The sequence below is a fragment of the Heliomicrobium sulfidophilum genome (assembly GCF_057715735.1).
This window is the reverse complement of the sequence record NZ_JBVTZZ010000004.1, coordinates 157,868-183,648: the sequence shown is the minus strand read 5'-3', so window position 1 is coordinate 183,648 and position 25,781 is coordinate 157,868. Positions and strand designations below refer to the sequence as shown.

At 56.1% G+C, this 25,781-nt stretch carries 28 protein-coding genes; 1 reads left to right on the top strand and 27 read right to left on the bottom strand.

The features are described 5' to 3' along the window. Nucleotides 1–2: 2 nt before the first annotated feature. The 27 genes from fliY to AC0CW1_RS02150 form a co-directional block, all read right to left on the bottom strand. Nucleotides 3–1,307 (bottom strand): flagellar motor switch phosphatase FliY, encoded by a 1,305-nt coding sequence (gene fliY / locus AC0CW1_RS02280; RefSeq protein ID WP_488181494.1) that lies wholly within the window; start codon nucleotides 1,305–1,307, stop codon nucleotides 3–5. Next, nucleotides 1,297–2,292 (bottom strand): flagellar motor switch protein FliM, encoded by a 996-nt coding sequence (gene fliM / locus AC0CW1_RS02275; protein ID WP_488181493.1) that lies wholly within the window; start codon nucleotides 2,290–2,292, stop codon nucleotides 1,297–1,299. Before fliM ends, fliY begins: the two co-directional genes overlap by 11 nt. A 50-nt stretch (nucleotides 2,293–2,342) precedes the next feature. Then, complete coding sequence (locus AC0CW1_RS02270; protein WP_488181492.1) at nucleotides 2,343–2,828, bottom strand: flagellar basal body-associated FliL family protein; 486 nt, start codon at nucleotides 2,826–2,828, stop codon at nucleotides 2,343–2,345. Nucleotides 2,829–2,913: 85 nt separating this feature from the next. Continuing rightward, on the bottom strand, nucleotides 2,914–3,144 hold the full coding sequence (locus tag AC0CW1_RS02265; RefSeq protein ID WP_488181491.1) for a flagellar FlbD family protein: 231 nt from the start codon (nucleotides 3,142–3,144) through the stop codon (nucleotides 2,914–2,916). Nucleotides 3,145–3,201: 57 nt separating this feature from the next. Beyond that, entirely contained in the window at nucleotides 3,202–4,530 is a 1,329-nt protein-coding gene (locus AC0CW1_RS02260) for a flagellar hook protein FlgE (RefSeq protein WP_488181490.1), read from the bottom strand. An 85-nt stretch (nucleotides 4,531–4,615) separates the two neighbouring features. Further along, nucleotides 4,616–5,008 (bottom strand): TIGR02530 family flagellar biosynthesis protein, encoded by a 393-nt coding sequence (locus AC0CW1_RS02255; protein WP_488181489.1) that lies wholly within the window; start codon nucleotides 5,006–5,008, stop codon nucleotides 4,616–4,618. A gap of 20 nt (nucleotides 5,009–5,028) precedes the next feature. Continuing rightward, entirely contained in the window at nucleotides 5,029–5,595 is a 567-nt protein-coding gene (locus AC0CW1_RS02250) for a flagellar hook capping FlgD N-terminal domain-containing protein (RefSeq protein WP_488181488.1), read from the bottom strand. 24 nt (nucleotides 5,596–5,619) lie between these two features. Then, on the bottom strand, nucleotides 5,620–7,266 hold the full coding sequence (locus AC0CW1_RS02245) for a flagellar hook-length control protein FliK (protein WP_488181487.1): 1,647 nt from the start codon (nucleotides 7,264–7,266) through the stop codon (nucleotides 5,620–5,622). A 98-nt stretch (nucleotides 7,267–7,364) separates the two neighbouring features. Then, a complete protein-coding gene (locus AC0CW1_RS02240; RefSeq protein ID WP_488181486.1) occupies nucleotides 7,365–8,228 on the bottom strand; it encodes a magnesium transporter MgtE N-terminal domain-containing protein in 864 nt (287 codons plus the stop codon). An 11-nt stretch (nucleotides 8,229–8,239) separates the two neighbouring features. Beyond that, nucleotides 8,240–8,695, bottom strand: a complete 456-nt coding sequence (gene fliJ, locus AC0CW1_RS02235; protein ID WP_488181485.1) for a flagellar export protein FliJ — start codon at nucleotides 8,693–8,695, stop codon at nucleotides 8,240–8,242. After that, complete coding sequence (gene fliI, locus AC0CW1_RS02230; RefSeq protein WP_488181484.1) at nucleotides 8,692–9,993, bottom strand: flagellar protein export ATPase FliI; 1,302 nt, start codon at nucleotides 9,991–9,993, stop codon at nucleotides 8,692–8,694. Before fliI ends, fliJ begins: the two co-directional genes overlap by 4 nt. 10 nt (nucleotides 9,994–10,003) lie before the next feature. Next, nucleotides 10,004–10,792 carry a FliH/SctL family protein gene (locus tag AC0CW1_RS02225; RefSeq protein WP_488181483.1) on the bottom strand — a complete coding sequence of 263 codons (789 nt, stop codon included), beginning with the start codon at nucleotides 10,790–10,792 and terminating at the stop codon, nucleotides 10,004–10,006. Beyond that, nucleotides 10,785–11,795 (bottom strand): flagellar motor switch protein FliG, encoded by a 1,011-nt coding sequence (gene fliG / locus AC0CW1_RS02220; RefSeq protein ID WP_488181482.1) that lies wholly within the window; start codon nucleotides 11,793–11,795, stop codon nucleotides 10,785–10,787. Before fliG ends, AC0CW1_RS02225 begins: the two co-directional genes overlap by 8 nt. Nucleotides 11,796–11,799: 4 nt before the next feature. Continuing rightward, nucleotides 11,800–12,606 (bottom strand): flagellar M-ring protein FliF C-terminal domain-containing protein, encoded by an 807-nt coding sequence (locus tag AC0CW1_RS02215; protein ID WP_488181481.1) that lies wholly within the window; start codon nucleotides 12,604–12,606, stop codon nucleotides 11,800–11,802. Nucleotides 12,607–12,657: 51 nt separating this feature from the next. Then, complete coding sequence (gene fliF, locus AC0CW1_RS02210; protein WP_488181480.1) at nucleotides 12,658–13,380, bottom strand: flagellar basal-body MS-ring/collar protein FliF; 723 nt, start codon at nucleotides 13,378–13,380, stop codon at nucleotides 12,658–12,660. Nucleotides 13,381–13,419: 39 nt separating this feature from the next. After that, nucleotides 13,420–13,743, bottom strand: a complete 324-nt coding sequence (fliE, locus tag AC0CW1_RS02205) for a flagellar hook-basal body complex protein FliE (protein WP_488181479.1) — start codon at nucleotides 13,741–13,743, stop codon at nucleotides 13,420–13,422. Nucleotides 13,744–13,837: 94 nt separating this feature from the next. Beyond that, nucleotides 13,838–14,317: a flagellar basal body rod protein FlgC gene (gene flgC / locus AC0CW1_RS02200; RefSeq protein WP_488181478.1), complete on the bottom strand. Its 480-nt coding sequence runs from the start codon at nucleotides 14,315–14,317 to the stop codon at nucleotides 13,838–13,840. Between the two features lie 3 nt (nucleotides 14,318–14,320). Continuing rightward, complete coding sequence (gene flgB, locus AC0CW1_RS02195) at nucleotides 14,321–14,734, bottom strand: flagellar basal body rod protein FlgB (protein WP_488181477.1); 414 nt, start codon at nucleotides 14,732–14,734, stop codon at nucleotides 14,321–14,323. A 284-nt stretch (nucleotides 14,735–15,018) separates the two neighbouring features. Next, complete coding sequence (codY, locus tag AC0CW1_RS02190; protein WP_161259053.1) at nucleotides 15,019–15,801, bottom strand: GTP-sensing pleiotropic transcriptional regulator CodY; 783 nt, start codon at nucleotides 15,799–15,801, stop codon at nucleotides 15,019–15,021. A gap of 84 nt (nucleotides 15,802–15,885) precedes the next feature. After that, a complete protein-coding gene (gene hslU / locus AC0CW1_RS02185; protein ID WP_488181476.1) occupies nucleotides 15,886–17,280 on the bottom strand; it encodes an ATP-dependent protease ATPase subunit HslU in 1,395 nt (464 codons plus the stop codon). Then, entirely contained in the window at nucleotides 17,277–17,822 is a 546-nt protein-coding gene (gene hslV, locus AC0CW1_RS02180; RefSeq protein WP_488182100.1) for an ATP-dependent protease subunit HslV, read from the bottom strand. Before hslV ends, hslU begins: the two co-directional genes overlap by 4 nt. 39 nt (nucleotides 17,823–17,861) lie before the next feature. Continuing rightward, nucleotides 17,862–18,785, bottom strand: coding sequence for a tyrosine recombinase XerC (gene xerC / locus AC0CW1_RS02175; RefSeq protein WP_488181475.1), 924 nt, complete (start codon nucleotides 18,783–18,785; stop codon nucleotides 17,862–17,864). Beyond that, the gene (gene trmFO / locus AC0CW1_RS02170; RefSeq protein WP_488181474.1) at nucleotides 18,782–20,089 is read right to left on the bottom strand and encodes a methylenetetrahydrofolate--tRNA-(uracil(54)-C(5))-methyltransferase (FADH(2)-oxidizing) TrmFO; all 1,308 of its coding nucleotides are present in this window, start codon (nucleotides 20,087–20,089) and stop codon (nucleotides 18,782–18,784) included. The genes xerC and trmFO overlap by 4 nt, the downstream gene beginning before the upstream one ends. Further along, nucleotides 20,086–22,308, bottom strand: a complete 2,223-nt coding sequence (gene topA, locus AC0CW1_RS02165) for a type I DNA topoisomerase (RefSeq protein WP_488181473.1) — start codon at nucleotides 22,306–22,308, stop codon at nucleotides 20,086–20,088. Before topA ends, trmFO begins: the two co-directional genes overlap by 4 nt. 49 nt (nucleotides 22,309–22,357) lie before the next feature. Continuing rightward, nucleotides 22,358–23,497 (bottom strand): DNA-processing protein DprA, encoded by a 1,140-nt coding sequence (gene dprA / locus AC0CW1_RS02160; RefSeq protein WP_488181472.1) that lies wholly within the window; start codon nucleotides 23,495–23,497, stop codon nucleotides 22,358–22,360. Between the two features lie 318 nt (nucleotides 23,498–23,815). Next, a complete protein-coding gene (locus AC0CW1_RS02155) occupies nucleotides 23,816–24,112 on the bottom strand; it encodes a hypothetical protein (protein ID WP_488181471.1) in 297 nt (98 codons plus the stop codon). Nucleotides 24,113–24,264: 152 nt separating this feature from the next. Next, on the bottom strand, nucleotides 24,265–24,750 hold the full coding sequence (locus AC0CW1_RS02150; protein ID WP_488182099.1) for a magnesium chelatase subunit ChlI family protein: 486 nt from the start codon (nucleotides 24,748–24,750) through the stop codon (nucleotides 24,265–24,267). On the opposite strand from AC0CW1_RS02150, the gene AC0CW1_RS02145 reads away from it, so the two are divergent. Then, entirely contained in the window at nucleotides 24,711–25,259 is a 549-nt protein-coding gene (locus tag AC0CW1_RS02145) for a helix-turn-helix domain-containing protein (protein ID WP_488181470.1), read from the top strand. The genes AC0CW1_RS02150 and AC0CW1_RS02145 overlap by 40 nt on opposite strands. Nucleotides 25,260–25,781 lie beyond the last annotated feature (522 nt).

Below are 25,781 nucleotides of genomic sequence, written 5' to 3'. Positions count from 1 at the left end.
GTTTATTGTAAATTGCCTATCCTTTCGATGGGACTGACGATATCGGTTATCCGCACACCGAAGTTCTCATCAATGACGACAACTTCTCCCTTGGCGATCAGTTTGCCGTTTACCAGGATATCGACCGGCTCGCCAGCAAGTTTGTCAAGCTCAATGACCGAACCGGGTCCGAGATCGAGGATATCCCGGATGGTTTTCCTCGATTTTCCGAGTTCGACAGTGACCTGCAAGGGGACATCCATGATCAGCCCGAGGTTGGTCGTATCCTTGCCGCTACGCTGCGGCTGCAAGGGCGCAAACTGGACTGGCTGCACCGGCACAGGCGGGGCTTGCGACGGTAGTGGCGGATAAGCGGCGGCCTGCGGTTGGGGAGGATAACCGGGAGGCGCTCCGTAGTATCCCGGTGGCGGATAGCCGTACCCCGGGGGTGGGTAACCATACTCCGTCGGCGGGCTTCCGTAACCAGGCGGCGGTGCAGCCGCCACCATCGGCGATTCCGCAGGAGGATGGGAAGCCGGCGGAGGAGGAGGCGGCGGAGCGGCGGGCACATGGGCGGCCGACGGAGGGGTCGGCGTCATTTGCGGTGCTGTCGACTGCGTCGGCGCACTCGCCGGTGGCGATGACATATCGCCCATCAATCCCGATACAAGCTGTTTCGCAAAGGGGATGGGGTAGATTTGCATCAGTTCGCTGTCGACGAGACCCTCGATGACCATGCGGAAGGACACCTTGATCACAGGATCCATCTCTGGATGGGGCAATTTCTCATTGGCAAAGTCGATGGTATTCAGCGCCGGCGGTGAGATATCGATCTTCTTTTGCAGCATCGTGGCCATGGAGGTGGACGCGGAGCCCATCATCTGATTCATCGCTTCTGAAATGGCGCTGAAGTGGATCTCGTTCAATTCTGTCGGTGGTGACATGCCGTCTCCACCCATCATCAGGTCGACAATGATCGATACATCCGATTCACGGATGATCAGGACATTGTTGCCTTCCAATCCGGCAGTATAGGTCACATCGACGACGACAAACGGAGATGGGTAATCCTTTTGCAGCGCCGCTTTGCTTGTGACTGTCACACGCGGCGTTGTAATGTCAACTTTTTTCCCCAATAAGGTAGAAAGGGTTGTCGCCGCCGTCCCCATGGAAATATTGGCGATCTCGCCGATTACATCCTTTTCCAGCTCACTAAAGTCGGCTTCCGGTTCCTCGGCAGCCAGCGGCGCAGCAGAATCACTGGGGATGTCGGCGCCTCTCAACAGGGCATCGATCTCCTCCTGGGAAAGGACGCCGCTACTCATCATCTGTCTCAACTCCTTTTTCGTAGGTCGCTGTGATCTGAATACCCATTTTGGAGCCGGAGAGACCCGGACGCGCTAGATATTTCGCCCGCTGACCGATGAGCACTTCCAGTTCGGAATCGGTACGATTGTCCAACTGAATCACATCACCCAGTTGCAGGTCTAGGAGTTCAGCGACGCTGAGCGTGGTGCGTCCTAACAGCACTGTGATGGGAACGAGCGCCCGTTCCAGCCGGTTGCGCAACGCTTCCAATTGCTCTGTCGTTCGTTCTTTCGCCGCATTGGAGAACCAAAAATGGGCGCTCAACTTGCCGATGATCGGTTCCAGTAATATATAAGGCAGGCAGATATTGATCATGCCCTCGACATCGCCGATCTTGCATGCCAAGGTGACGACAACAACCATCTCCGTAGGCGCCACGATTTGAATAAACTGCGGGTTTGTCTCGATCATCTCGAGGCGCGCTTTCACCTGGGCGATGTTGTCCCATGCCTCGGTGAAACTATCCAACATGCGCCGTGTCGTCCGCTGAAAGACAGATTGCTCAATCTCTGTCAATCCCCGGATCTTGTCAGGCGGATTGCCTGTTCCCCCAAAGAGCCGGTCGATGACGGCGAAGGCGATGTTGGGGTGAATCTCCATGATCCCGTTTCCATTCAACGGCGCCATGGTGAAGATGTTGACGATGGTTGGGTTGGGAATGGAACGGATGAATTCTTCGTAGGTCAACTGGTCCAGGGATTGCACCGAAATCTGGACGAGTGTGCGCAGGTTGGCGGCCAGGTAGGTCGTCAAGCTGCGGCAGTAGTTTTCGTAGATGACCTGCAGGGTGTGGATCTGATCCTTCGAGAATTTATTCGGTCGTTTAAAGTCGTAAACGCGGATCTTGCTCGTTAAGTCATCTTTGACATCCTCAGGGGTTACCTGACCGCTGGCGAGGGCGGCCAGAAGCGCGTCAATCTCAGCCTGGGACAGAATATCGCTCATGTCCTACCCTCACACCTCCTGAAATCCGTCATCTTCCTATCGGGCAGGACTTATTGATAGACAAGTTCTTGGAAGTAAACGTTGCGGAACTTGTCAGCGCCGAACTGCTTGTTCAAAGCTACTAGGATGTCTTTCTTGACTTTTTCCTTGCTCTCGGTAACTTGGAAGTCCTCTACCGTCTTGGCGCTGAGGATATAGAGGATCCGGTCGCGGATAACCGGAAGCTGTTCTTTCAACTCGGCCAGCTTTTTCTCATCCTTTTTCTCCTCATTCAGTTCGAGGATCACCTTGGCTTTGAGAAAGCGTTTCCCACCGGGATCAGCCAGGTTGGTCGTAAAGTCGCCAGCCTCAAAAAGAACCCCCACTGTTTTGGGCACAGTCGTTTTTGGCGCATGCTCTGATACTGCGTCCGGACTGATAAAAAACTTGAATACCGCCACAGCGATGATGGCCGCCGAAACCAACACGGCAACGGCGATAATGATCAGCTTCATGTTCAGCGGTTTCTTTTTGGGCGCGTTTTCGGTTTCAGCCATTCCGGAAAAACGCTCCTTCCTTGGCAAAGGTATAAATATACAGGCCCTACCTTACCTAATTATACATTCATTCGAGTTCTTCCCGCTAGGTCCTTCTTTTTGTCAGTGATTCTTCGATTTTATCATTAAAGTGCGAGGGGAGACAGGCGCGGCGGTAAGCGATCACCTTTTCCACCACCTCATCAGGCTTTTCCAATACGACGATCTTCTTGCCTGTCGTTAAGGTGATGATCGTATCCGGAGTCGCCTCCACCTGTTCAATCAATTCCGCATTGATCACCAGTTCGCTTTGATTCAGTCGCCTGACTTTGATCATCGCCCCGCCCTCCATTATCAATGAAAAGAAACGGGCGGGACACCCGCCCGTCGAGGATTATCGTTTGAGGTTAACCAGTTCTTCAAGCATGCTGTCCGAAACGGAGATAATCCGGCTGTTTGCTTGGAAGCCACGCTGGGTCGTGATCATATCAGTGAACTCTTGGGAGAGGTCGACGTTGGACATCTCCAGCGCCCCTGGTGTGATGGCGCCACGGCTGCCGACAGCTGGCTGGCCTGTATTCGGCTCGCCCGAGTTGTTCGTGCGCGTGTACAGGTTGGAGCCTGCCTTAAGCAAACCAGCAGGGTTGGAGAATGTGGTCACAGCAACCTGGGCCATTTTTCGATTCTGCCCGTTCGAGTAAGTGCCTGTCAGCACACCCGCTGCGTCGATGGCATAGCTCTTCAAAGCGCCATCGGCGTAACCATTTTGACTGAGTTTATCGATCGTCGTCTCTGAATCGAATTGGGTGATGGCGTGCAGGTCGAGGTAGAGGCGCGAATCCGTTTGAGCGGATGGGAAGACATAATTAGCTGGATAAGAAGTGATTGGCATGACCGTTATGGGATTGACGCCTAAGCCTGTAAATACAAAATCCGAGGCATTGGTCACATCAAAACTCTTAAATATCCCGTTGCTAAAAAACGAAATCGTTCCTTGAATCACTCCACCTGCTGTTGTAATTGTTTGGTTCACCGGATCTTCCGTCGTGACGCGGGCCGAAACCTGCCATGTGTTTGTTGTGGTAGCATTACTGACATTTTTCAACGTTAACACAAGGTTGTGTTTGCCACCTTTTGAATCATAGATCTCTATTGATTTTTGTATTGGCTTAGAACTGGCCTGAAGGCTGTTCAGGTTTTTATTGAAGGAAACACGATTCGTCGCTGAAGCTGGCATCTGCAATTTATCATTGATATTGATCGCCACAGGACTTTTACTGGCATCGATCACTCCTGTAGCATCGGCCATATAGCCCATCACCTTCATGCCATTGTCGGTGCGGATGAAATTGTATTCTGTATCGAGATCGAAGTTTCCAGCCCGCGTATAGTACTGTGAGCCACTGTCGTCGAGCAGAAAGAATCCATCTCCCTCGATGGCCAGATCAGAATTCTTGCCTGTTCCCTGGACACTGGTAGGGGTGAAAACCGTTTCCATGGTGGCAATGTTCATGCCGAGACCGACCTGCATGGGGTTAGTGCCTCCCCGCCCGCCTTGAGGAGATGAGGCGCCTCGAGTGGTCTGGTTGAGGGCGTCAGCAAAGGTGACGCGGCTCTTTTTAAATCCAATCGTATTCACGTTGGCGATATTATTGCCGATGGTGTCCATGCGCGTCTGGTGGTTGCGCAACGCGGTAACACCGGAGAAAAGGGAGCGCATCATAGAAAATACGACCTCCTTGCATGTTTGAAACGGATGGCCGCCTCAATCGTTCAGCAGCCTGGGCTTCCTTCTGGAGGTCCAGCCCTTATTCCGTAATGACGACAGCACTGTCGATGTTGGTAAACACGTTATCTTTCATGGCGTTTCCATCGACAGCCGTGATGACGGTGCGGTTCTTCACCGATACAACCAGCGCCAGATCCTTCATCAGGATCAGGGATTCCTTCGACCCTTTGCGCCCCGCCTTATCTACAGCGTCGTTCAGCTTGCCCAGTTCTGCCTCTCCAAGGGAGATGTTCCGTTGAGCCAAACGCTGCAACGCGTGGGAAGAAAATTTGAGCGTCTTTTGATCCAGGATCTTTTGAAAGGAATCACCAGAGGTTTGGCCGGATGGCTGAGAGATTGAGCCCGGTTTCGGTTTGCCGACGCCCGGGATTAGCGGCTGCGGATAGAGGATTCGGTTATCCAAGGCCGCCACCTCCCTGTCTTCGATTTTGCTTAGCTCGCTTGGGTTACCTTTGTGACCTCATTTAAGAGAACGTCCCGTGTTTTCTTTTCGCCGTTGACCTCATATTGGACCTGAAGCGCTGCCATGCCGTTGCTGATGCTCACACCGGTCACTTCGCCGGCGATTTTCTCCGTGACGATGTCTCCATCCTGGTCTTTCACCGGATTTCCCTTCTCGTCCAGTTTAGGCACCGTTGCCTCCAACTGTTTGCCCACGAAGCTCACCGCTGAGACGATCATGTTGTCGGCCTGCATCTGCTGCTGGACGGAGATGAAACTGGCGAGAACGTTGTTGATACCGCTCATGACGTTCTCCTGGGAGGTTTGGAATTTTTCAAAGCCATCGGCGATGTTCTTCATCTGCTCCAGGGAAGAGAATTGCGCCATCTGGGCGATAAACTCCTTGTCTTCCATCGGTTTCATCGGATCTTGGAAGCGGAGCTGCGTAACGAGCAGTTTGAGGAAATCATCTTTGCCCAGTTCACTGTTGCTCTTTTTCGTCGTCGTCCCTGTCGGCGCCGTATAAACGCTGCCCACATTGTCGATCGTGCCTGCCATCAGCCTATCCCCCTTTTGTGGCCGTCAGGCCAGAAACTCTACGGTTGTATCCTCTCGATAGTAGGCCCGTGTGGCAACGAAATCGATGGAACTGCTGTCTGTAAGGTCGGTCCGTTCGTTGGTTTGTCCGCCGCCGAGACTTTCCCATCGCTCTGACGAAGATTGACGAGAATCGCCAGCGCCGTGATGTGAATCCGCTCCCTGTTGACCGACGCCAACCTCCACACGGTCAAAACGTAAGCCCTGATCCTCCAACGATTGTTTCAGTTGATTCAAGTTAGACTCGAGCATCTGCCGTACCTGCGGGTTTTCGGCGGCAAAACGAACAGAGACGATGCCGTTCTCGACAGAAAGGTTGAGGTTCAGCTTGCCGAGGAACTCCGGTTTCAGTTGAATCCGCAATTCGCTTGTGTCTGCCTTCTTCAGCAATTCGCTGTTAGCCACGATCTGGCGGAATACGTCGGAGCGCATGACACTTGCGGCTTCACGGCTCATCGCCGGTTTGGGCGAAGCGGAAACAGTTTCTGCCGCAGGAGCCGTCCGGCTGTTCAGTCCCTGGGCCTCATTTAATCGGAAAATTTCCCCTTCTGTTGCAGGGGCGCCTTTGACGTTCGTCTGGGCAAAGGGGTTAGCGTTTGGGTTCTGCCCTCCAGCCATCCAGCCGGTCGAGGTTTCCCCTTTCCCTTGAGTGGCTACTGTAACAGGACTTGCTGTTGCTGTTTCCACCTGGGCCGGTTCGCCTGCCTGCTGGGGATCTGTAGTTACGGCCATGGCTTGACCGCTCTCAGCTTGTTCCTTGCGCAGGCCTGCAAGGAGGGCCAGTTGGTTCGGCGGGACTGTCAACAGGGCAGAAGGGGTCTTTGTTTCCATCGCCTTTGGTTCGGTGACGACAGCGGCCGGTAGAAGTGGTGTTTCCGGTTGACTCTGTTGTCTCGGTAGTCCCTGAGGCAACGCGGTTTTTTCGAGTGATTCCATCGACAGCAAGCTGGCGAATGCCTTGGCGTTGCTGCCGTCTGGTTGTCTCGGCTCATCGGCGGCGATAGACGGAAGCATCGGCTTGCCCTGCATCTCCGCTTCGGCGGAAAGTTCAGTACCGTTAGAAACAAGTTCTCCTCCTTCGGGAGGATTTGTTTGAGTGACAAAGGCGATGAGCGGGATTGCCGCAACAGGTGTCTCTTCAATGACCTTTGCAGGTTGAACTGCATCCTTCGGATCTTCTTGCTTGACAGATGCTGCCTCGACCCTTGCTGGATCCTTCGGTTGGGTTGACCTTTTCTTTGCTGGCGCAGTTTCGTCGGCGACTGGTTCTGCCTCGTTGGTAGCGGCCTCATCGGCTCGATCGTCGTTGCGCCGGACTCGGCTCCGTTCGTTGCTCCTCTCTGGAGCTTTGCTGTCGCGCTGGGTCAATCGTGCCGCAAGTTTTTCGGCTCGTTGCGTTTCCTGCTGGCAGTCAAGACTTTTTGGGGCGCTACTGAAGAGGGCTACTCGTTGATTCATCCGGTTTTCCTGGGTTTTAGGGAAAAAGTAGAGACTGTCTTGCAGGTAGCTCGAAAAGCCTTTGCCTGTTTGGGTTGTGCTGTTTGCTCCTCCTGTTCCGCCCGTTCCGCCGCCGGCGGAAGGCGAAGATGCGGGAAGAAGAGCCAACCCATTCAGGATGGATAGGTCTGCCATCGATTCACCTCCTGAAATAAAAACGCAGGTTCGCTGTCTTTCAGCCCAGGCATTCCCCCTTTCAGCGAAGCTTTGTGAGCAGTCATCAATCCGGCAATTCAGCCGCGAGTCCCCATCAAATTGACGAGGCGCGCAGCCCGCGTCGGATTGGTGTAAGTCAACGCCGACAGCACCTTTCCAGCTGCGTCCTGGTTCATCTCCCGCAATATGGAGGCGATCACCTCGTCAGGCAACTGCTCCATCAACATGGCTGCATCGTCGGCTTTCATGGCGGCGATCGTTTTGGCTAGGTTCTGATAGTTGCTCTTGGTGAGTTCGCTCTTTTTCAGATCAGAATCGGCTTTTTCCCGGGCCGCCGCATCGCCGTCGCCCGATGCCATGGAGAGGCGGGCGGCCCGCGCCGGGGCAAGAGCGGCGGTGATCTTGGCCGCCTTGTCGACATCCATCCCGTTGAGCAACTGATTGACCATATCGTCAGGGAGATTTTCCATGATCTTGGCGGCGATGGCCGCTTTCATCACCGAGAGCCGCTCAGCCAATTTCTCTAGATCAGCCTGGGCTTGTTTATCCTTCTCCGCCTGTTCCTTCAGGGCGGCCAGTTGCTTTTCCAGTTCCGCTTTCTGCTGTTTCACGGCGTCGTCCTGGGGAGCGGTGGATTGCGCAGATGCCGCCGCCGCTTGCATCTCGGCCAGTTTAGCGTCCAAAGCTTCTTTTTCCGCTTGCAGTTGAGCGATGCGGTGTTCTTCCAGCGTCTGTTGGAAGCCTTCAGAAGCGGGATCCTTCTGCGGGAAGAGGGAACCGATGACGGGAAGACCGCGCAGTTGCGGCGCCAGATCAACGAGACCGGTCACCTGGGCGGCGGTTAGCCCGGCCAGCAAAACGACCGGCAACGCCAAAAGCAAAAAGAGCATCGTCATGGACATCCCTTTTTTCTCTCCCTGCGCCGCTTCTGTGTCAGCCATCTCCTTCCCCCCTATTCGTTATATTCGTCATTTCCGTTAAACCGGTTGAGAGCCATTTCATCAAGCAGTTTCTGTTCCTCTCGCAACAAGGTTCTCTTGTAGTCGGCGAGATGTTTTTCCTTCAACCGCTCCATCACCTTGCGGTCACGCATCGTCTCTAGCAGGCACTGCCTGATCTCGGCCAGTTTGGTCTGCTCCCGTTGCCGTTCCCTCTCCTGCCGCGCCTCCAACTCCTTCAATCGAAGCCAGTACTGGTTAAAGAGCAACCGTTCTTCCACATTGAAGGGCGCCCTGGGACGGGGTCGGATATTGTCCATCGCAGTAGCCATCGTATCCCGCAAGGCAGCCAGTTCGGCTTCTTTTTGCCGCACCAGTTCCTGCTGGCGCTGGAGTTCTCCCTTCAAAACATCTTCCTGCCGTAGCTTCAAGTCAAGGGGCGTCTGTAATTTAAACCGAAATGGCTTCATGCGGCAAAGATATTCCGCAGCTTGCTGATGGTCTCGTCAAAAGGGAACGCATCGAAGATGTCCTGACGCAAAAATTCTCGGCAAGCATCGATCTTTTTCAGCGAGTGGTCGATCTGCGGGTTGGCGCCCTTTTGGTAAGCGCCGATGTCGATGAGGTCCTTAGCCTCCCGGTAAGTGGCGAGAACGCTGCGCAGTTGCGCTGCCGCGTCTCGGTGCTCCTTACTGACCAGTTCAATCATGACCCGGCTGACGCTGCTGAGGATGTCGATGGCCGGGTAGTGGTTCTGGGCGGCCAGGTCCCTCGATAGGACGATGTGTCCGTCCAGGATACCCCGGACGGCGTCCGCGATCGGTTCGTTCATGTCGTCACCGTCGACGAGCACCGTATAGAGCCCGGTGATGGTGCCTTTGTCAGAGGTGCCAGAGCGTTCCAGCAGCTTGGGCAACATGGCGAAAACGGACGGCGTGTAACCCCGCGTGGCCGGCGGTTCGCCAACAGCCAAGCCAACCTCCCGCTGGGCCATAGCAAAACGGGTAACCGAGTCCATCATCAAAATGACGTCCTTGCCGAGATCCCGGAAGAATTCAGCGATTGCCGTCGCCACAAAGGCGCCTTTCAATCGCACCAGCGCCGGCTGGTCTGACGTGGCGACGACAACAACAGAACGGGCGAGCCCTTCCGGCCCCAGGTCTTTTTCGATGAACTCACGGACCTCGCGTCCCCGCTCACCGATCAACCCAATGACGTTGATATCAGCCGTCGTGTTGCGGGCGATCATGCCGAGCAGAGTGCTCTTGCCAACGCCCGATCCGGCAAAGATCCCAAGACGCTGGCCTCGACCACAGGTCAATAGGCCGTCGATGGCTTTGACGCCTAGGGGCAGGGGCTGATGGATGCGTTGCCTCTTCAAGGGGTTGGGCGGCGGCGCTGTCAGGGGATAATCACCTGTCGTGGCGATAGGTCCACCATCATCCATGGGGTTGCCGAGTCCGTCGAGCACGCGGCCGAGCAACGCTTCCCCGACAGCGACCTTTAATATGTCTGCCGTGGCCAGCACCTGGGAACCGGGCCCGATGCCGCCCATCTCTCCCAGAGGCATGAGCAGGGTCTTGCCTTCGCGGAATCCGACCACCTCGGAGCGGACCCGCTGTTTGCCTGTCTGGGTGGAGACAAGGCACACCTCGCCCAGGTTGGCGCTGGGGCCGTCAGACTGGACGACGAGGCCGATCACCTGTGACACCTTTCCGTTCAGCCGCACCGGGTCCATGGTTCCTATCGCCTGCAGATACTTTTGCATGCTCTTCCACCTACCCGTGCATCACTTCTCGAATCACCCTGCGCACCTCATCCAACTGGGCATCGATGCGCGCATCGACGTAACCGTGGTTGGTCTCAATGATACATCCGCCAACGGTCACCGTCTCGTCCTGTTCCACCGCCAGGGTGCGCAACCCCTTGACCATGGCCGTCAGTTCCGGTTTGATCGACTGAACGAGGGGATAGTCCTTAGGGTTGACCTTGAGAATGACAGCGCTCATATCGCGCACCTTATTGAGGGCGTTGGCGGCGATATGGACCACCACATCCTGCCGGTTGGTGATCTCATAAGCAAGGATCTTTTCAGCGATGGCAATGGCCAGTTCCACCATCTCTGCTTCCGAGTTGTTGATATAGGCGGATTTGGCCTGGCGAGCCGCTTCCGCTTCACGCCATGCCTCGGCGATAATGGCTTCCGCCTCCTGCCGGGCCGATTCCAGGCCCTGGGCGATACCAAGCTGGTATCCTTCCTCGGCCTGGCGCAAACGAATTGCCTCACCCTCCTGCTCCGCCGCCGCGATGATAGCTGCAGCTTCTGCGTTGGCGCCGGTAATGATGGCGTTCGCTTGTTCTCTCGCTTGGATCATCAGTTCCTGAACAGCCAGACGCGTCTCTTCGAGGACCCTTTCGGCCTGGGCTTCGACCGTCTCTTCCGGTTCCAGGGGAGACGTCGGCGCCTCCTCTGTCAACAGCGGCTCGACAGCGACGATTGGTTGGAACACATGGAGCACTTTCGGCGACTCGGAACGAAAGGCAGCCGATTTGATGACCCTAGACAATCAGTTCGTCCCCCCCGCCGCGGGCTACGATGATCTCGCCGGCTTCTTCCAGCTTGCGGATGATGTTGACGATGCGCTGTTGCGCCTCCTCCACGTCGCGCAAGCGGACAGGGCCCATAAACTCCATATCCTCACGCAGCATCTCGCCGGCCCGTTTGGAGACGTTTCTGAAGATTTTCTGGACCACTTCGTCGCTGGAGCCTTTGAGGGCCAATGCCAGATCTTTCGTATCCACTTCCCGCATGACCTGCTGGATGGAGCGGTCGTCGAGCATGACGATGTCTTCGAAGACAAACATGCGTTTCTTGATCTCTTCGGCCAATTCGGGATCCTGAATCTCCAAGGCCTCCATGATCGACTTTTCCGTGCCGCGGTCGACGCGGTTGAGCATCTCCACGACGGTGTCGATACCGCCGGCGCTGGTGTGCTCCTGAGATACGAGGGAGGAGAGTTTCCGTTCCAGCACCAATTCCACCTCCCGGATGACCTCCGGCGATGTGCGGTCCATGAGGGCGATCCGCCGGGCGATGTCAGACTGGCGCTCTGGCGGCAATGCCGACAAGATGATGGAGGCCTGCTCCGGGTTGAGGTAAGCCAAGATCAGAGCGATCGTCTGGGAGTGTTCCGACTGGATGAAGTTGAGGAGTTGGCCCGGATCGGTGCGTCGCACGAATTCGAAGGGACGCACCTGCAGCGATTGGGTCAACCGGTTGATGATCTCAATTGCCTTTTGAGGTCCCAAGGCTTTCTCCAAGATCTCCTTGGCGTAATCGATCCCCCCGGAATTGATATATTCCGAGGCCATAAACAATTGATGAAACTCATCAAAGACGGAATCGCGGTGTTCCGGAGTGACCTTGCGGATATTGGCGATCTCCAAGGTCATCTGCTCGATCTCTTCTTCCTTGAGGTGTTTAAACACCTTGGCCGATTTTTCCGGTCCAAGGGAGATCAGCAGTATCGCAGCCTTTTGTTTTCCGGAGAGGGTCGACTTGGCAGTCACAACATCACCTCGACTCGTCCGCTAACCATGTTTTCAATAGACGGGCAACCGCTTCCGGATCGTTATCACTCAGTTCCTCGATCTTCTCCCGGAGGGCCAGTTTTTCCAATTCTTCCGGCGTCAGTTCAGGGACAAGCGGCGCTGGCGTGGACGTATCAAAAGCCAGCGAGGGCAAAGGTTCCGGTTCCGGCGCCGGCTTGCGCCGGAGATAGGCTCTCCTGGCCAGCAGTCCCGCTCCGATGAGCAAAGCGAGGGCGAGGACGGCACCGCCGATCATGAGGTAGCGCTGGAAGGCTTTTTCTTGATCGGCGATCCGGTTCATTTCATCGACAGCGCTCCGGTCAAAGGCCATGCCGAGGACACTGATCTGTTCCACCCGTTCAGGCTGTCCTGCCGCAGGCGGTTGGATGGGATATCGAATGCCGACGGCCTGGGCGACCGCCTTTTCCAACTGCTGGGTCTCCTCCGGCGTGAGGGTGCGATTGACCATCACCGATACACTGAGCCGTTTCAGCGATGAGCCGGGCGGCGTGACGGTGTGTGTCTCCGTCTTGGGAATCTCGTTATTGATAATCGAATCAGTCTTCGAGTAGCTGCTCGTGTTGTTGTTCGTCGACTGCTGGGTGGGGATGTTGGCGCTGGTGCCCGGTGTGCCGGCAGCGGAAGAACCTTGTCCCGCCTCTTCTGTCTCACGGGTCGACAATGGTACCGGCTTGCCCAGCTTCACATCCTTGACTTCCTGTTGGGAAAAGTCCAATTCGGTGGTCACCTTGACGACGGCGTTCCCCGCCCCGAGAGCGCGGTTCAGCATGTCCTGGGCCTTTTGCTCCAGATTGGTCTCAAATTCCTTCTTGATCTGCAGTTACGCCTTCGCTAAACCGTCCAGATTGACTCTATCGGTCCCGCTAGCGGTAAAGAGACCCTCTGAAAGAACATTACCCGAATTGTCGATAACAGTGACGTTCTCCGGTTTCAATTGCTTGACGCTTCGCGATACGAGATGAATGATGCCGCGGATTTGTTTTTCATCTAACGAGGTATAGGGTTTCAAGATCAGCATAACCGACGCAGTGGCGTCGGTGGCGTTGCCCTTAAACAGGGAATCTGTCGCTGGCACGATCATCACCCGCGCGTTTTCCACGCCGGGGATGTTTTGCAAGGTTCTTGACAGTTCTGTTTCTGTGGCGATTTTCAGGCGGATCTCCTTTTCCTTCTCCGTCTCCCCGAACCGGCTCTCATTAAACGTCTCAAAGCCCCAGCCGGTTCCCTTGGGCAAGCCGGAATTGGCCAATTCAAGTCGAAGGCTGGCTTGGTCCTTGGAAGGGACCATGATGCTTTTTCCGTCATCAGAAACCTGGAAATCCACCTTCTGCTCTTTCAGTTTTGCCTGGATAGCGCCCGCGTCAGATGGATCAAGGTTTTGAAAAAGCGGGACATAATCGGGACGTCCGGCCAGATAGACGAACGCCACCAGGGATACGATTACGGCAACAAGGGATCCTCCCAAAATCAGTTTCTGCTGGCGGGAAAGACGACCCATCAATTCGCTCAATTGGCTGCGCAACCGTTCCAACCATTCACTCATTGTTCAGCAGCCTTTCACCATGATCTGATTCGCATTGTATTAAACTTGCATTCTCATGATTTCTTGGTAGGCCTCCATCACCTTGTTACGCACCTGCATGGTCAACTGCGTGGCGATGCCGGCCTTTTCCGTGGCAATGACCACCTGGTGCAGATCGATGGGCTTGCCTGCGGCCAGATCGGCAGCTGCTGCATCGGCCTGCTTATGCAGGTTGTTCACATTATTGAGGGCATCTTGAAGAAAATTGGAAAAATTCTTTGGCGTCCCTTCCGAGACATTGTCGATACCTTGAGGTTTTTCCGCCTTATCGAGGGTGGTGCGATAGGGAAGCAATTGGTCAAACCGAATGGGCAGTCCGTTCATCAGGCCGCCTCCTTAACCATTGATATAATAACAGACATTTTGGTAAAAGGGTGTAGGTATAAAGTACTGTTTTTGAATAAATTATGAGACCACGTCAACCTTTTCCGATTTCGAGGGCTTTCATCGCCATCGACTTGGCTGCGTTTACAGCCGTAACATTTGCCTCATAGGCGCGGGTGGCCGAGATCATGTCCACCATCTCGGTAACAGTGTTCACATTGGGCATCCGCACATAGCCGGCCAGAGGACCGGTGCGAATCGCGTCGGGATGCTGGGGATCATAGACCGTTTTGAAGGCGGACTCGTCTTCCACGACGGAAACGACCCTTACCCCTCCGCCGGATGCCTTCGTCCGGTCTTCAGCCGCCGAAAGGGCGGAGGCAAAGGAGTCCTGTTCGGCTTCACGAGCCGCAAAAACCGGAATCTGGCGACGGTAGGGCAACACACCGTCAGCGTCGCTGTTGCCCGTGCGCGTCGTGTTTACGTTGGCTAGGTTGTTGGAGATGATGTCCATGCGAAACCGCTGGGCCGTCAGCCCTGAGGCGCTGGTGTCAATGGAGGAGAGAAAACGCATCGCTTACCGCACCCCCTGCAGAACGTTTTTGATTCCCGACAACTTATGGGAGATCTGGTTGATCATACCGTTGTACCAGAGCGAGTTTTTGGCCAGCAAGGCCATTTCCCGGTCCACATCAACGTTGTTGCCGTCATTGCGGAAGCTCTCCCCTTCTTGTGTCACCACCCGGGCCGTCAGGTCCCCCGATCCCCCGCTAAGAGGGATATGGCGGGGATCACTTCGCCGCCCGCTCATGCCGGAGGCCTCCCGGTCGATGACGGCTGCCAGTTCATCTTCAAACTGAACTTCTTTGCGTTTGTAACCGGGAGTGTCTACATTGGCCAGGTTGTCGGCGATCACCTGATGGCGAATCAACGCCGCGTCAAGCCCCTTTTCCAAACTGCGAATGATTGGCGTTTCCAGAAGCCCTGCCATGGTCTCACCTCATTAAAAGAAAATCGAGCCTTCCGTGGCGCAGATCTATGCCGCTCTATGGCAAGCGGCGCACTTAACCGGCGATCCGTCACCGGGGTTCCATGCAATGCTGCTTCTCTATCTTCGCTGTCCTTTTACCAAATCCTCTTTTCCTGCCTCTGCAAAAATTAAACGAAAAAAGAAGGCTTACCCAATGGGCGCCTTCATTTCTTCTCGTTTATCTCGTTTATCTGAAATTGTACAATTAATAATGCAACCGAAATAATTTGCCCTATCAAAACCGATCAGTGGCGCAGTTTTTCCAGTTCTTCCATCAAATTATCGTTGAGGATGCGAATGTAGGTTCCCTTCATCCCCAGCGACTTGGACTCGATGACACCGGCGCTTTCAAACTTGCGCAAGGCGTTGACGATGACGGACCGGGTGATGCCGACACGGTCGGCGATCTTGGAAGCTACCAGGAGGCCTTCGTTCCCTTCCAGTTCGGAGAAGATGTGCTCGACCGCCTCCAGTTCGCTGTAGGAGAGGGTACCGATGGCGATCTGAACGGCCGCTTTCTTGCGGGCCTCTTCTTCCATCCGTTCCGCCTTGGCCCGGAGGATCTCCATCCCTACGACGGTGGCGGCGTACTCGGCAAGGATAAGGTCCTCATCAGTAAACTCTTCATTGTACTTGGCCAGGACGAGTGTGCCGAGACGCTGTCCGCCGCCCAGGATCGGGGTGACGGTCATGAGTTTGTGACCATGAGAACACGTTTCTCCATAGTTGAAAACACAGGCATTCGATACCTGACTAAAGTTGGCTTGTGTTTCATTGATGCGCAACAGGTCCTGGTTGTAGCTTTCGGGAAAACGTTCTGTATGGTGGACGATGTCGGCCATGATGTCACAAGCGAAATGGGGCATAAAATTAAAACCGAGTATCTTTCCGCGGCGGCCGATGATGTAGCAGTTGGCATTGATCAGTTCGCTGGTGATCTTGGCCATTTCTTCAAAGTTGACGGGATGACCGGCAGACTTTTGAATCAGCCTGTTTACCGTACGTGTTTTTTCTAGCAGCGTGCGCATTTTCCCCCAATAGACCTCCCTTATTGACGTGTATGACGCCGAATATTCGGAAATATTCTATCTAGATGTTTATTATAACGCTTTTCACAAAATATATCTACTTAAATCTTCACGCTGCAAGATTCCTTCTAAACGGGATTCCACATAGTTCTTGTCGATAACCACTTTTTTATCGGAAAGATCGGGGGCGTCAAAGGAGACATCCTCTAAAACCTTCTCCAGAATCGTGTGCAACCGGCGGGCGCCAATATTTTCCGTCTGGGCGTTTACCCGGTAGGCGATGGAGGCGATAGCTTCGATGGCTTCCCTTTGAAAGACCAGTTCGATCGCTTCCGTCGACAGGAGCGCTACGTACTGTTTGAGGAGGGAACCCTCCGGTTCCGTCAGGATGCGCTGAAAATCCTGCTGGCTGAGCGGTTCCAATTCAACCCGGAGGGGGAAGCGCCCTTGCAGTTCCGGGATCAGGTCGGAGGGTTTGCTCACGTGAAAAGCGCCGGCGGCGATGAACAGGACATGATCTGTCTTGACGGGACCGTATTTGGTCATCACGGTGGACCCTTCGACGATAGGCAGGATATCGCGTTGCACGCCGCCACGAGAGACATCCGGTCCCTGTCCCCCTTCCCGAGCGGCGATCTTGTCGATCTCGTCGAGGAAGATGATGCCCGACTGTTCAGCCCGCTCGATGGCCTCGCGGTTGACGGCGTCCATATCGATCAGCTTCTGGGCCTCCTGAACAGCCAGGATCCGGCGGGCTTCCCGGACGGTGACGCGCCGTTTCTTCCGGCCCCGGGGGATGATCTGGCCGAGCATGTTCTGGATGTTGGCGCCCATTTCGTCCAGACCGGAGCCGGCGAAGATGTCGCCGAGGGGCATGGCGTTATCGTCCACCTCGATCTCGAGCCAGTCATCCTCCAACTCCATGCGTTTCAGCTTCTGGCGGATGATGGCCCGCTTCTCCCGCAGGTCCGGATCGTTGCTAGGCGGCGACGGCGGGTTCGAAGCCCCCCCTCCAAAAAGCATTTCGAAGGGATTGGACATGTTTTTGGGGGCCTTCGGCTGCGGGACGAGCAGTTCGACGAGGCGCTCCTCCGCCTCCTGGTCGGCCCGCGACTTGACCTCTTCCATCCTTTCCGCTTTGACCATGCGGATGGCCGTCTCCACCAGATCGCGGACCATCGATTCCACGTCCCTGCCGACATATCCGACTTCTGTAAATTTCGTCGCCTCCACCTTGATGAAAGGCGCTTGCACAAGGCGGGCCAGGCGGCGGGCGATCTCTGTCTTGCCAACCCCGGTCGGGCCGATCATGAGGATGTTCTTGGGGGTCACCTCATCGCGGAGATTTTCCGGAAGCAGTTGCCGGCGGTAGCGGTTGCGCAAGGCGATGGCCACGGCCTTCTTGGCTACCTGCTGGCCGACGATGTGGCGGTCCAGTTCTTCGACGATATGTTTGGGCGTCAGATTGACGGCAGTCATTTCTCACCCGTCCCTTCAATCTCTTCCAGGGTGATCCGGTCGTTGGTAAAGACGCAAATCTCCGACGCAACAACGAGCGACTGCCGGGCGATCTCGCCCGGCGCTAAGTCAGAGTGGCGCGACAGGGCGCGCGCCGCCGCCAAGGCATAAGGTCCGCCGGAACCGATGGCCACGACGCCGTCATCCGGTTCGATCACCTCGCCGTTGCCGGAGATGACCAGCAGGTGATTGGCGTCAGCAGCGATGATCATCGCCTCCAGGCGGCGCAGAAACCGGTCAGTGCGCCACTCCTTAGCCAGGTCGACAGAGGCGCGCAGCAGGTTGCCGCGAAACTCCTGGATTTTGTTCTCCAACTTGTCGAGCAGCGTCAATGCGTCGGCCACAGAACCGGCGATGCCGGCAATCACCTTTCCCTGGTAGAGGCGACGCACCTTTTTGGCGGTCGCTTTCATGATCGTCCGCTCGCCGAAGGTGATCTGCCCGTCACCAGCGACGGCGACATGGTTTCCCTGCTTGACCGCCACGATCGTCGTTCCCATCATCTTCATCAGGCTGCATCTCCTCTCAACCCCTGCTTGATCCTATGCCCGGGGATGGGTTTTGTGGTATATCTCTTTGAGCCGTTCCGCCGAAAGGTGGGTGTAGATCTGGGTGGTGGACAGTTTGGCGTGGCCGAGCATCTCCTGCACCGACCGCAGGTCCGCCCCACCGTCAAGCAGGTGGGTGGCGAAGGTGTGCCGCAGCGTGTGAGGGCTGATCCCTTTTTTTAAGGCAGCGCCGGCGGTGATCCGCGAGAGGATGTCCTGGGCGCCACGCACATGTAACCGCCGTCCCCGGTGGTTTAAAAAGAGGGCCGGAGATATCTCCCGCTGACGCCGCGCTAATACGGGCCTTCCCTGCTCCAAGTAACGCCGGATCGACTCCAGCGCCGCTTCTCCCACAGGCACGATCCGTTCTTTTCCGCCCTTGCCGAGGACGCGCACATAACCCAGGCTGGCATCAAGGGCGCCCAGGTCGAGCCCGCACAATTCAGCCACCCGCAAGCCGGAGGCGTAAAAGAGCTCCACCATGGCCCGGTTGCGCAGCGCCAGCGGTTCTTCACCTGTTTGTTCAGCCGATGCGAGGAGGCCTGATACTTCGGTTTCACTCAGCGTCTTGGGGAGGGGTCGACCGAGTTTGGGTGACTTGAGCCGTTTCATGGGGTGGCTGGTCAGTTGACCTTCCCGGATCAGGTAGCGAAAAAATCCGCGCCAGGCGGCTAGTTTGCGAGCCAGCGATGCTCTCTCCATCCCGATGGCGTAGAGGCGGGTAAGGCAGAGGCGCAAGCGATCGGCGCTCACCTCGGCGGGCTGGGGCACATCCGGCCCTGTTTGCTCCAGCAGTTCGATCAGTTGCGCCAGATCGCCCGCATAAGCTCCTTGCGTATGGACGGAGGTGTTGCGTTCACCGGCGAGGTGGCGGAGGTAGTTGTCGATCCAGCGGTCCCACTCGCTAGTGCAAATCATCCCTCTAACTCCGCCACGAACCTGTTCATCGCTTCGAGTGCCCGGCGAGCATGGGCCTGTTGCCGGGGCCGCTTGCCTTTTACTTTTTCCGTCAACGGCGGAAAGAGGCCATAGGTGACGTTCATCGGTTGAAAGTGCTTGGCCTCAGCAGTGGTGATGTAGGCAGGCAAGGCGCCGATGGCCGTTTCCGGCGGGAAGACGACAGGCAATCGCCCCTGGGCGAGGCGGGCGGCGTTCAACCCAGCCACCAGACCGGCGGCGGCTGATTCCACATAGCCTTCCACACCGGTGATCTGGCCGGCAAAAAAGATAGAGGAATCCTTGCGGAGTTGGTAGGTCGGTTGCAACAGTGCAGGGCTGTTGATGAAGGTGTTGCGGTGCATGACGCCATAGCGGACGAACTCGGCCTGCTCTAGACCCGGGATCATCTGGAAGACCCGTTTCTGTTCGGGCCACTTGAGATGGGTTTGAAAACCGACGAGATTGAACATGCTGCCCTGGCGGTTTTCCTTGCGCAATTGCACCACGGCAAAGGGTCTCCTGCCGGTGCGCGGATCCGTCAAGCCGACCGGTTTGAGGGGGCCGAAAAGGAGGGTCTGTTTCCCCCTTTTCGCCATCACCTCGACAGGCATGCAACCCTCGAAGAAGATCTCCTTTTCAAATTCCTTCAGGGGATGGGCCTCGGCGGTGACGAGGGCTTCATAGAAGCGATCATACTCGCCCTCATCCATGGGGCAGTTGAGATAATCGGCGTCCCCCTTGTCATAGCGGGAGGCCCAGAAGGCCACCGACAAATCGACTGATTCGGCGTCGACGATGGGCGCGGCGGCGTCGTAAAAGTAAAAATAGTCCTCACCGGTGAGCCCCTGGATGGCTTGGGACAGAGCCGGCGAGGTCAATGGGCCGGAGGCGATGATCAACGGCCGGTCCGATGGGATTTCCCGGATCTCCTCCCGGCGCAGGGTGATCTGAGGATGATTCGCCAGTTTTTCCGTGATGCAGGTGGAGAAGCCTTCCCGGTCAACGGCCAGCGCGCCGCCGGCAGGCACCGCATGGGCGTCGGCGGCTTCCATTATCAGCGAACCGAGTCGGCGCATCTCTTCCTTTAAAAGACCGACGGCGTTCTCCAGGGCAGCGCCCCGCAAGGAGTTGGAACAGACCAGTTCGGCAAAATCGCTTGTCTTGTGGGCGGGCGTCATCTCGATAGGACGCATCTCGATAAGTTGGACGGGTACGCCCTGCTGGGCGATCTGCCAGGCCGCTTCCGAACCGGCAAGTCCGGCGCCGATGATCGTTACTGTCACTCTATCGTCACCTGTTCTTCTGCGATTTCTTCTGCTCGATGATTCATCACTTTCGCTTCGCCAAGCTTGCCAGGCTCCCTTGCCGCCCCGCCGGGTGAAGTCCCCTTCTCGCCGCCGGGTGAAGTCCCCTTCTCGCCGTCAGGAACGGCCTCTTCATAGCCGCATCCTTCGGTGGCGCAGACGCGACGCGTCCCCAGCTTTTTCGATTCCTTCTGCACCAGGGGCTTGCCGCACTGGGGACAGGGCACATTGGTCGGTCGCTCCCAAGAGACGTAATCACATTCGGGATAGTTGTTGCAGCCAAAAAACTTGCGGCCTTTTTTCGTCCGCCTGATCACGACGTGACCGTCGCATTTGGGGCAGGGGACGCCGATCTCTTCCAGTAAAGGCTTCGTGAACCGGCACTCAGGGAAACGCGGGCAGGCCAAAAAGCGGCCAAACCGCCCCTGTTTAATCACCAGATTGGCGCCGCAAACTTCGCAAAGCTGGTCAGTCACCTCATCAGCGATCTCGATCTCGCCGATCTTCTCTTCCGCATCCTCCAGGGTTTCCCGGAAAGGCTCGTAGAAGTCGCGCAGGATACGCTTCCAGTCGGCGGCGCCTTCTTCGATGGCGTCCAGCTTCGCTTCCATATCGGCCGTAAACTCGACATCGATGATGTCGGGAAAATGCTCTTTCAGCAGATCGACGACGACCTCGCCCAGCTCAGTCAGGTAAAACTGCTTCTCTTCGCGGACGACGTAGCCACGGGCCACAATCGTCTCGATGATCGGCGCGTAGGTGGAAGGACGCCCGATCCCCCGCTCCTCGAGTGCCCGGACGAGGGTGGCTTCGCTGTAACGCGGCGGCGGCTGGGTGAAATGCTGTTTCGGATCGAGCTTCTGCAGATCCAGTTTCTCCTCCGCAGCCACCTCGGGGAGCAAGCCTTCCTCTTCCTTACTGTCGTCGTCGCGTCCCTCGATATAGACCTTCATAAAACCGGCGAACTTGAGAACCGATCCGGAGGCGCGAAAACCGAAAGTCCCCGCCTTGATGTCAATGGTGGTCGTATCCATGATGGCTGAGCTCATCTGGCTAGCGATAAAGCGCTCATAGATCAACTTGTACAGCTTAAACTGGTCGTTAGTGACGACCGCTTTCAACGACTCAGGCTCCCGGACCACCGATGTGGGCCGGATGGCTTCGTGGGCGTTTTGGATCTTGCCCTTGTTCTCGTAGACGCGCGGTTCGGCAGGCAGGTAATCGGCGCCGAAGCGGTTCTGGATATGCTGGCGCACCTCTTCGATGGCGCCCTCGGAGACGCGCACCGAGTCGGTGCGGATATAGGTGACGAGACCGACAGTGCCCTCTTTGCCCAGATCGAGACCTTCATAGAGTTGCTGGGCGACCATCATAGTCTTGCGGGCCGTAAAACCAAGCTTGCGATAGGCCTCCTGCTGCAAGGAACTAGTCGTAAAAGGCGGCGATGGGTTGCGGCGCTTTTCCTTCCGCTTGACCTCGCTGACGACGAAGGCCTGCCCGGACAGTTCCCCCAGGATACGGTCCATCTCTTCGCCGTTATTGATCTCCAGTTTGTTCTCGTCCTGGCGGATGAGCCGCGCCTGCAGGCTGCCCTGGGTAGCTTTCAAGTCTGCCGTCAGGGACCAGTACTCCTCCGGCGTAAAATCGCTGATCTCCTCTTCCCTGTCGCCGATCAAGCGCACTGCCACCGACTGGACCCGCCCGGCCGAGAGACCCTTGCGGATCTTGCGCCAGAGGAGGGGGCTGAGGTTGTAGCCGACAAGTCGATCGAGGATGCGCCGGGCCTGCTGGGCCTCGACGCGGCTGTGATCGATGGGGCGCGGTTTTTTAACGGCGTTTTGAATCGCCGACTTGGTGATCTCATTAAACTCAATGCGGCAGGGCGTATGTTCATCGACGCCAAGGACCTGGGCCAAGTGCCAGGCAATAGCCTCCCCTTCCCGGTCCGGGTCAGGCCCGAGCAGGATCAGGTCCGACTTTTTGGCGGCTGTCCGGAGTTCTTTCAACAGTTCCCCTTTGCCCCGGATGGTGATGTACTTGGGATTGAAGCCCCCATCCACATCGACGCCAAACTGGCTTTTTGGCAAATCCCGCACATGGCCCATGGAGGCCTTCACCTGGTAGCGGCGACCGAGAAACTTGCTGATGGTTTTCGCCTTGGCAGGCGATTCGACGATGACAAGCACCTTATTGGACAACCAGGTCACCTCTTATCTATCAAAACTGACCCATTTTTTCTATTATAACCTAGCAGGCGACAAAACCGCCGCCTCGCTCCATCCGAACGCGTCCCTTCAATTCCAGCAGGGTCAACGCCACAGACACCTCAGCCCCGGATAGGCCCAACCGGGCGGCCAGTTCATCGGCGCTTCTCGGCTCCCAGTCCAGGACCTCCAGGAGCCTGCGCTCCGCCTCAGACGATTCCGATGATTCCGCTGAAAAGCGCTCCTCTAAAGAGTTCCCGGCTTCCGATTGTCCCAGCAATGGCAGGCTCAGTTGGCGCTGGGCCTCGTCGAGGATGTCTTCCACGGTAATGATCAACTTGGCGCCCTGCTGGATCAGGCGGTTTGTCCCGATGCTCTGAGGCAGTGTGATCGGCCCTGGCACGGCAAAGACATCGCGACCCTGCTCCAAGGCCTGGTCGGCAGTAATCAGCGACCCTGACTTCTCCCCTGCCTCGATGACGATGACGCCCGTCGAAAGCCCAGAGATGATCCGGTTGCGGGCCGGAAAGGTGCCTGGTTCCGGTCTTGTCCCCGGCGGGTATTCGCTCACCAGGGCGCCTTGTTCCACAATACGGCTGGCTAGTTTGCCATGTTCCGGAGGATAGATGATATCGACACCGCCTGCCAGGACGGCGATCGTCCGTCCCCCCGCCTCCAGGGCGCTCTGGTGAGCGATCCCGTCGATGCCGCGGGCCATACCGCTGACGATAGTCCGCTTCCGATGCGCCAGTTCCCGGGTGATACCGGCGCAGGCCTTCACGCCGTAGGCCGAGGGTTTGCGGGTGCCCACGATGGCTAAAGCCGATTCGTCTTCCGGCAAAAGTCTTCCTCGCACATACAATAGGGGCGGAGGGTCGGGGATATTTCGCAATAGGGCGGGATATTGTTCATCGGTGACGAGGACGGCGGCAATGTCGCCCTGGGCCAGGCGCCTTAACAGGCCCGTCACCCGCTCGGTCCGTCGCCTCGACTGCAACGTCCGTTCCCAGCCCTGCCGGCTTAAGCCGCCTACGCCGTCCCAGCGCTCGTCAGCAGCCATCCAGGCGGCGCGCGCCGTTCCAAAATGCCCCAAGAGGGCGTAAAACCGCCGCGGTCCGATGCCGGGCAACGCCGACAGGGCGATCCAGCTTTCCCGCTCCGTCAGAGCCGGGGGATGGGCCATGGGTCTCGTCCCCTCTCAACACCAGCGCCTTGGTCCATTTTCCCGTCTGGATAATCGTACCATCGAACGATATCTACATTAACGGGTTATCCAATCCCTGTCAAGCAAGGCGCCAAAAATTGTGGTCATCATCACAACTTGTTGATTTCAGGCGGCGATGCGTAGCGGGGTGTGAAATCGCCTACATATTCGACTGGAATGATGAAATTCCTTTTTGTCCAAGCAGCGCATTTTTCGAGTAAATAGAGGTTAATAGAGGAAAAAACGTTATGAAAAAACCCCTCGTGTCCGCAATGAGGGCCGAGGGGCAGTTTTTAACTATTCTTCCATTTCACCGACAGCGTTTAGTTCTGCATCAATCTGGTTGAGCATCACGAGGGCCTCACAGAGGCGCTGCAGATCAAGCACATTCATCGTTACAGTCTCGCCTTTGCTTTCAGGAACATCCATGGCCAGCTTGGCGGCGGCAACAGCCACGTCCCGCAGAGCCTGGCGCTGCTCCTGTTTTTTGATCAGCAAGGCATCGGTATAAAGGGGAGCCAACTCCCTGTCGCCGGATACCTGTTTTTTCAGTTCCGCTAATGAAACGGCGTTGCCCACGTTTTTTTCTTCCATGCCTGACCACCCCACCATCTTTGTTACGACATAATTTGACGAAACATTGGATAAATCCTGCAAAAAATTCTGAAACGGTTCGGTTTCTGGTGGGCTTGATTCGGCATAAATTCGATTTAGAGGTTATTTGCCACGTCAAGGGATATCCTTTCCTAGAGTCGAAATCGCAGTGCTTCAGCCAGATGGACCATGCCGATCGCTTCCACGCCGTCCAGATCGGCGATGGTCCGGGCCACTTTCAGGATGCGGTGCAGACCTCGCCCGCTCAGCCCGAGACGCCGGTATGCCTGAGCCAATATGGTCTCGCTTTCGGCGTCGAGCTCGGCAACTTTCTTCAACGCCTCCGCATCCAGGTGAGCGTTGCATACCGCCGCAGGATGGCCCGGCATAAGCGCGCGGTTGCGCCGCCATTGCCGCCTCCGTGCCTCGATCACCCGGTTTAATACTGTCTCCGAACGCTCCTCCCCTACGGGAGGCTCATTAGCAGTATCAGCGGGTAAATCCTTAGCAGTACCAGCGGGAGAACCCTTAGCAAGATCAACGAGATCGTTGTAGGCCGGGCGGGACACTGTTACCTGAAGGTCCATGCGATCCCAAAGTGGTCCCGAGATCCGGTTACGGTAGCGCTCCACTGCGATGGGGGAGCAGAGGCATTCCTTCTCGGGATCTCCGAGATACCCGCAGGGACAAGCGTGCAGAGAACACCTTGGGAGAAGTATCTATTAATAAGAAATCGTTTGTGACAGCGAACCCCCTACGAGGGACACAGCCAAAGGTTCCTAATACGCCAGGCGCGCGCCTGTTTCATGCTCGCTCAGCTAAGGGATTGACGATTCGTGAGCTAGCTGTGGCCTCAGGCGTGACAGAGGCCACAATCAGCAACATTGAGAACAATCACGGCCAACCAACTCTCCGGATACTGAGGAATCTTTCTGGGACACTTGAGGTGTCGGTTTCTTATCTAGGCTGCTTCGACTTACTTCCTGAAGTTTCGCTTGGCCAGAGGATAAAAAAGCATCGGCTTACGAAAGGTCTGACCATCTGTGAGTTTGCCCGGATAATCGGAGTAAACGAAAAAAGTGTTCGAAATTGGGAACAGGATAACCGTGTTCCCAATTTCAAGTATTCGGAATTATTTTCTTCATAAAAATGTCCGGTTAACGCAAGTAATCAGAGAGATACCTAAGCAAAATTTCAATCACTTCTAGGCCTGTACTGTAACAACGGTACACACAATCGGGTACACACACACGAAAGAGTTCGTTTCAGTCCTCTATAAAGCGAGGCCTGTACTGTAACCTCAGACGCCAACGACATCAACATGCTGATCAAACACTGGTTTCAATCCTCTATAAAGCGAGGCATGTACTGTAACGCCCCGGAGGGCTTCGGGACCTGCGACTGTCTGATCATGTTTCAATCCTCTATAAGCCGAGGCAATGATTTCTACACTGGACCTTTTCAAAGCTTATCCTGTAAGGGTTTCTAGCCCCTATTGCGAGCGAGACACATTTAGATCGGTTTCCTCTGTGCCTGAAGAAAGGTAAAAACCCTCCTTTCCCTATCCTATCAAGATCGAGCGAGCCCTGGAGTTTTCGCACACGGACGTCGCTCGCTAAATCCTAGAAGCAGTTTTCCACAAAACCATTAAAAATCCTCCTTTCTCCAA

Bases quoted from the DNA above. Each gene is read 5' to 3' on its own strand.
- flgB (WP_488181477.1), bottom strand. From the start codon at position 14,734: ATGGCAGGGCTTCTGGAAACGCCAATCATTCGCAGTTTGGAAAAGGGG.
- fliI (WP_488181484.1), bottom strand. From the start codon at position 9,993: ATGCAAAAGTATCTGCAGGCGATAGGAACCATGGACCCGGTGCGGCTG.
- flgC (WP_488181478.1), bottom strand. From the start codon at position 14,317: ATGCGTTTTCTCTCCTCCATTGACACCAGCGCCTCAGGGCTGACGGCC.
- AC0CW1_RS02265 (WP_488181491.1), bottom strand. From the start codon at position 3,144: ATGATCAAAGTCAGGCGACTGAATCAAAGCGAACTGGTGATCAATGCG.
- fliF (WP_488181480.1), bottom strand. From the start codon at position 13,380: ATGAGTGAATGGTTGGAACGGTTGCGCAGCCAATTGAGCGAATTGATG.
- codY (WP_161259053.1), bottom strand. From the start codon at position 15,801: ATGCGCACGCTGCTAGAAAAAACACGTACGGTAAACAGGCTGATTCAA.
- fliJ (WP_488181485.1), bottom strand. From the start codon at position 8,695: ATGAAGCCATTTCGGTTTAAATTACAGACGCCCCTTGACTTGAAGCTA.
- dprA (WP_488181472.1), bottom strand. From the start codon at position 23,497: ATGGCCCATCCCCCGGCTCTGACGGAGCGGGAAAGCTGGATCGCCCTG.
- AC0CW1_RS02155 (WP_488181471.1), bottom strand. From the start codon at position 24,112: ATGGAAGAAAAAAACGTGGGCAACGCCGTTTCATTAGCGGAACTGAAA.
- AC0CW1_RS02245 (WP_488181487.1), bottom strand. From the start codon at position 7,266: ATGGCAGACCTATCCATCCTGAATGGGTTGGCTCTTCTTCCCGCATCT.
- AC0CW1_RS02250 (WP_488181488.1), bottom strand. From the start codon at position 5,595: ATGGCAGGCACGATCGACAATGTGGGCAGCGTTTATACGGCGCCGACA.
- fliE (WP_488181479.1), bottom strand. From the start codon at position 13,743: ATGAACGGACTGCCCATTCGGTTTGACCAATTGCTTCCCTATCGCACC.
- fliY (WP_488181494.1), bottom strand. From the start codon at position 1,307: ATGATGAGTAGCGGCGTCCTTTCCCAGGAGGAGATCGATGCCCTGTTG.
- hslV (WP_488182100.1), bottom strand. From the start codon at position 17,822: ATGATGGGAACGACGATCGTGGCGGTCAAGCAGGGAAACCATGTCGCC.
- hslU (WP_488181476.1), bottom strand. From the start codon at position 17,280: ATGACTGCCGTCAATCTGACGCCCAAACATATCGTCGAAGAACTGGAC.
- AC0CW1_RS02270 (WP_488181492.1), bottom strand. From the start codon at position 2,828: ATGGCTGAAACCGAAAACGCGCCCAAAAAGAAACCGCTGAACATGAAG.
- fliM (WP_488181493.1), bottom strand. From the start codon at position 2,292: ATGAGCGATATTCTGTCCCAGGCTGAGATTGACGCGCTTCTGGCCGCC.
- xerC (WP_488181475.1), bottom strand. From the start codon at position 18,785: ATGATTTGCACTAGCGAGTGGGACCGCTGGATCGACAACTACCTCCGC.
- AC0CW1_RS02260 (WP_488181490.1), bottom strand. From the start codon at position 4,530: ATGATGCGCTCCCTTTTCTCCGGTGTTACCGCGTTGCGCAACCACCAG.
- AC0CW1_RS02240 (WP_488181486.1), bottom strand. From the start codon at position 8,228: ATGGCTGACACAGAAGCGGCGCAGGGAGAGAAAAAAGGGATGTCCATG.
- AC0CW1_RS02215 (WP_488181481.1), bottom strand. From the start codon at position 12,606: ATGCTGAACCGCGCTCTCGGGGCGGGGAACGCCGTCGTCAAGGTGACC.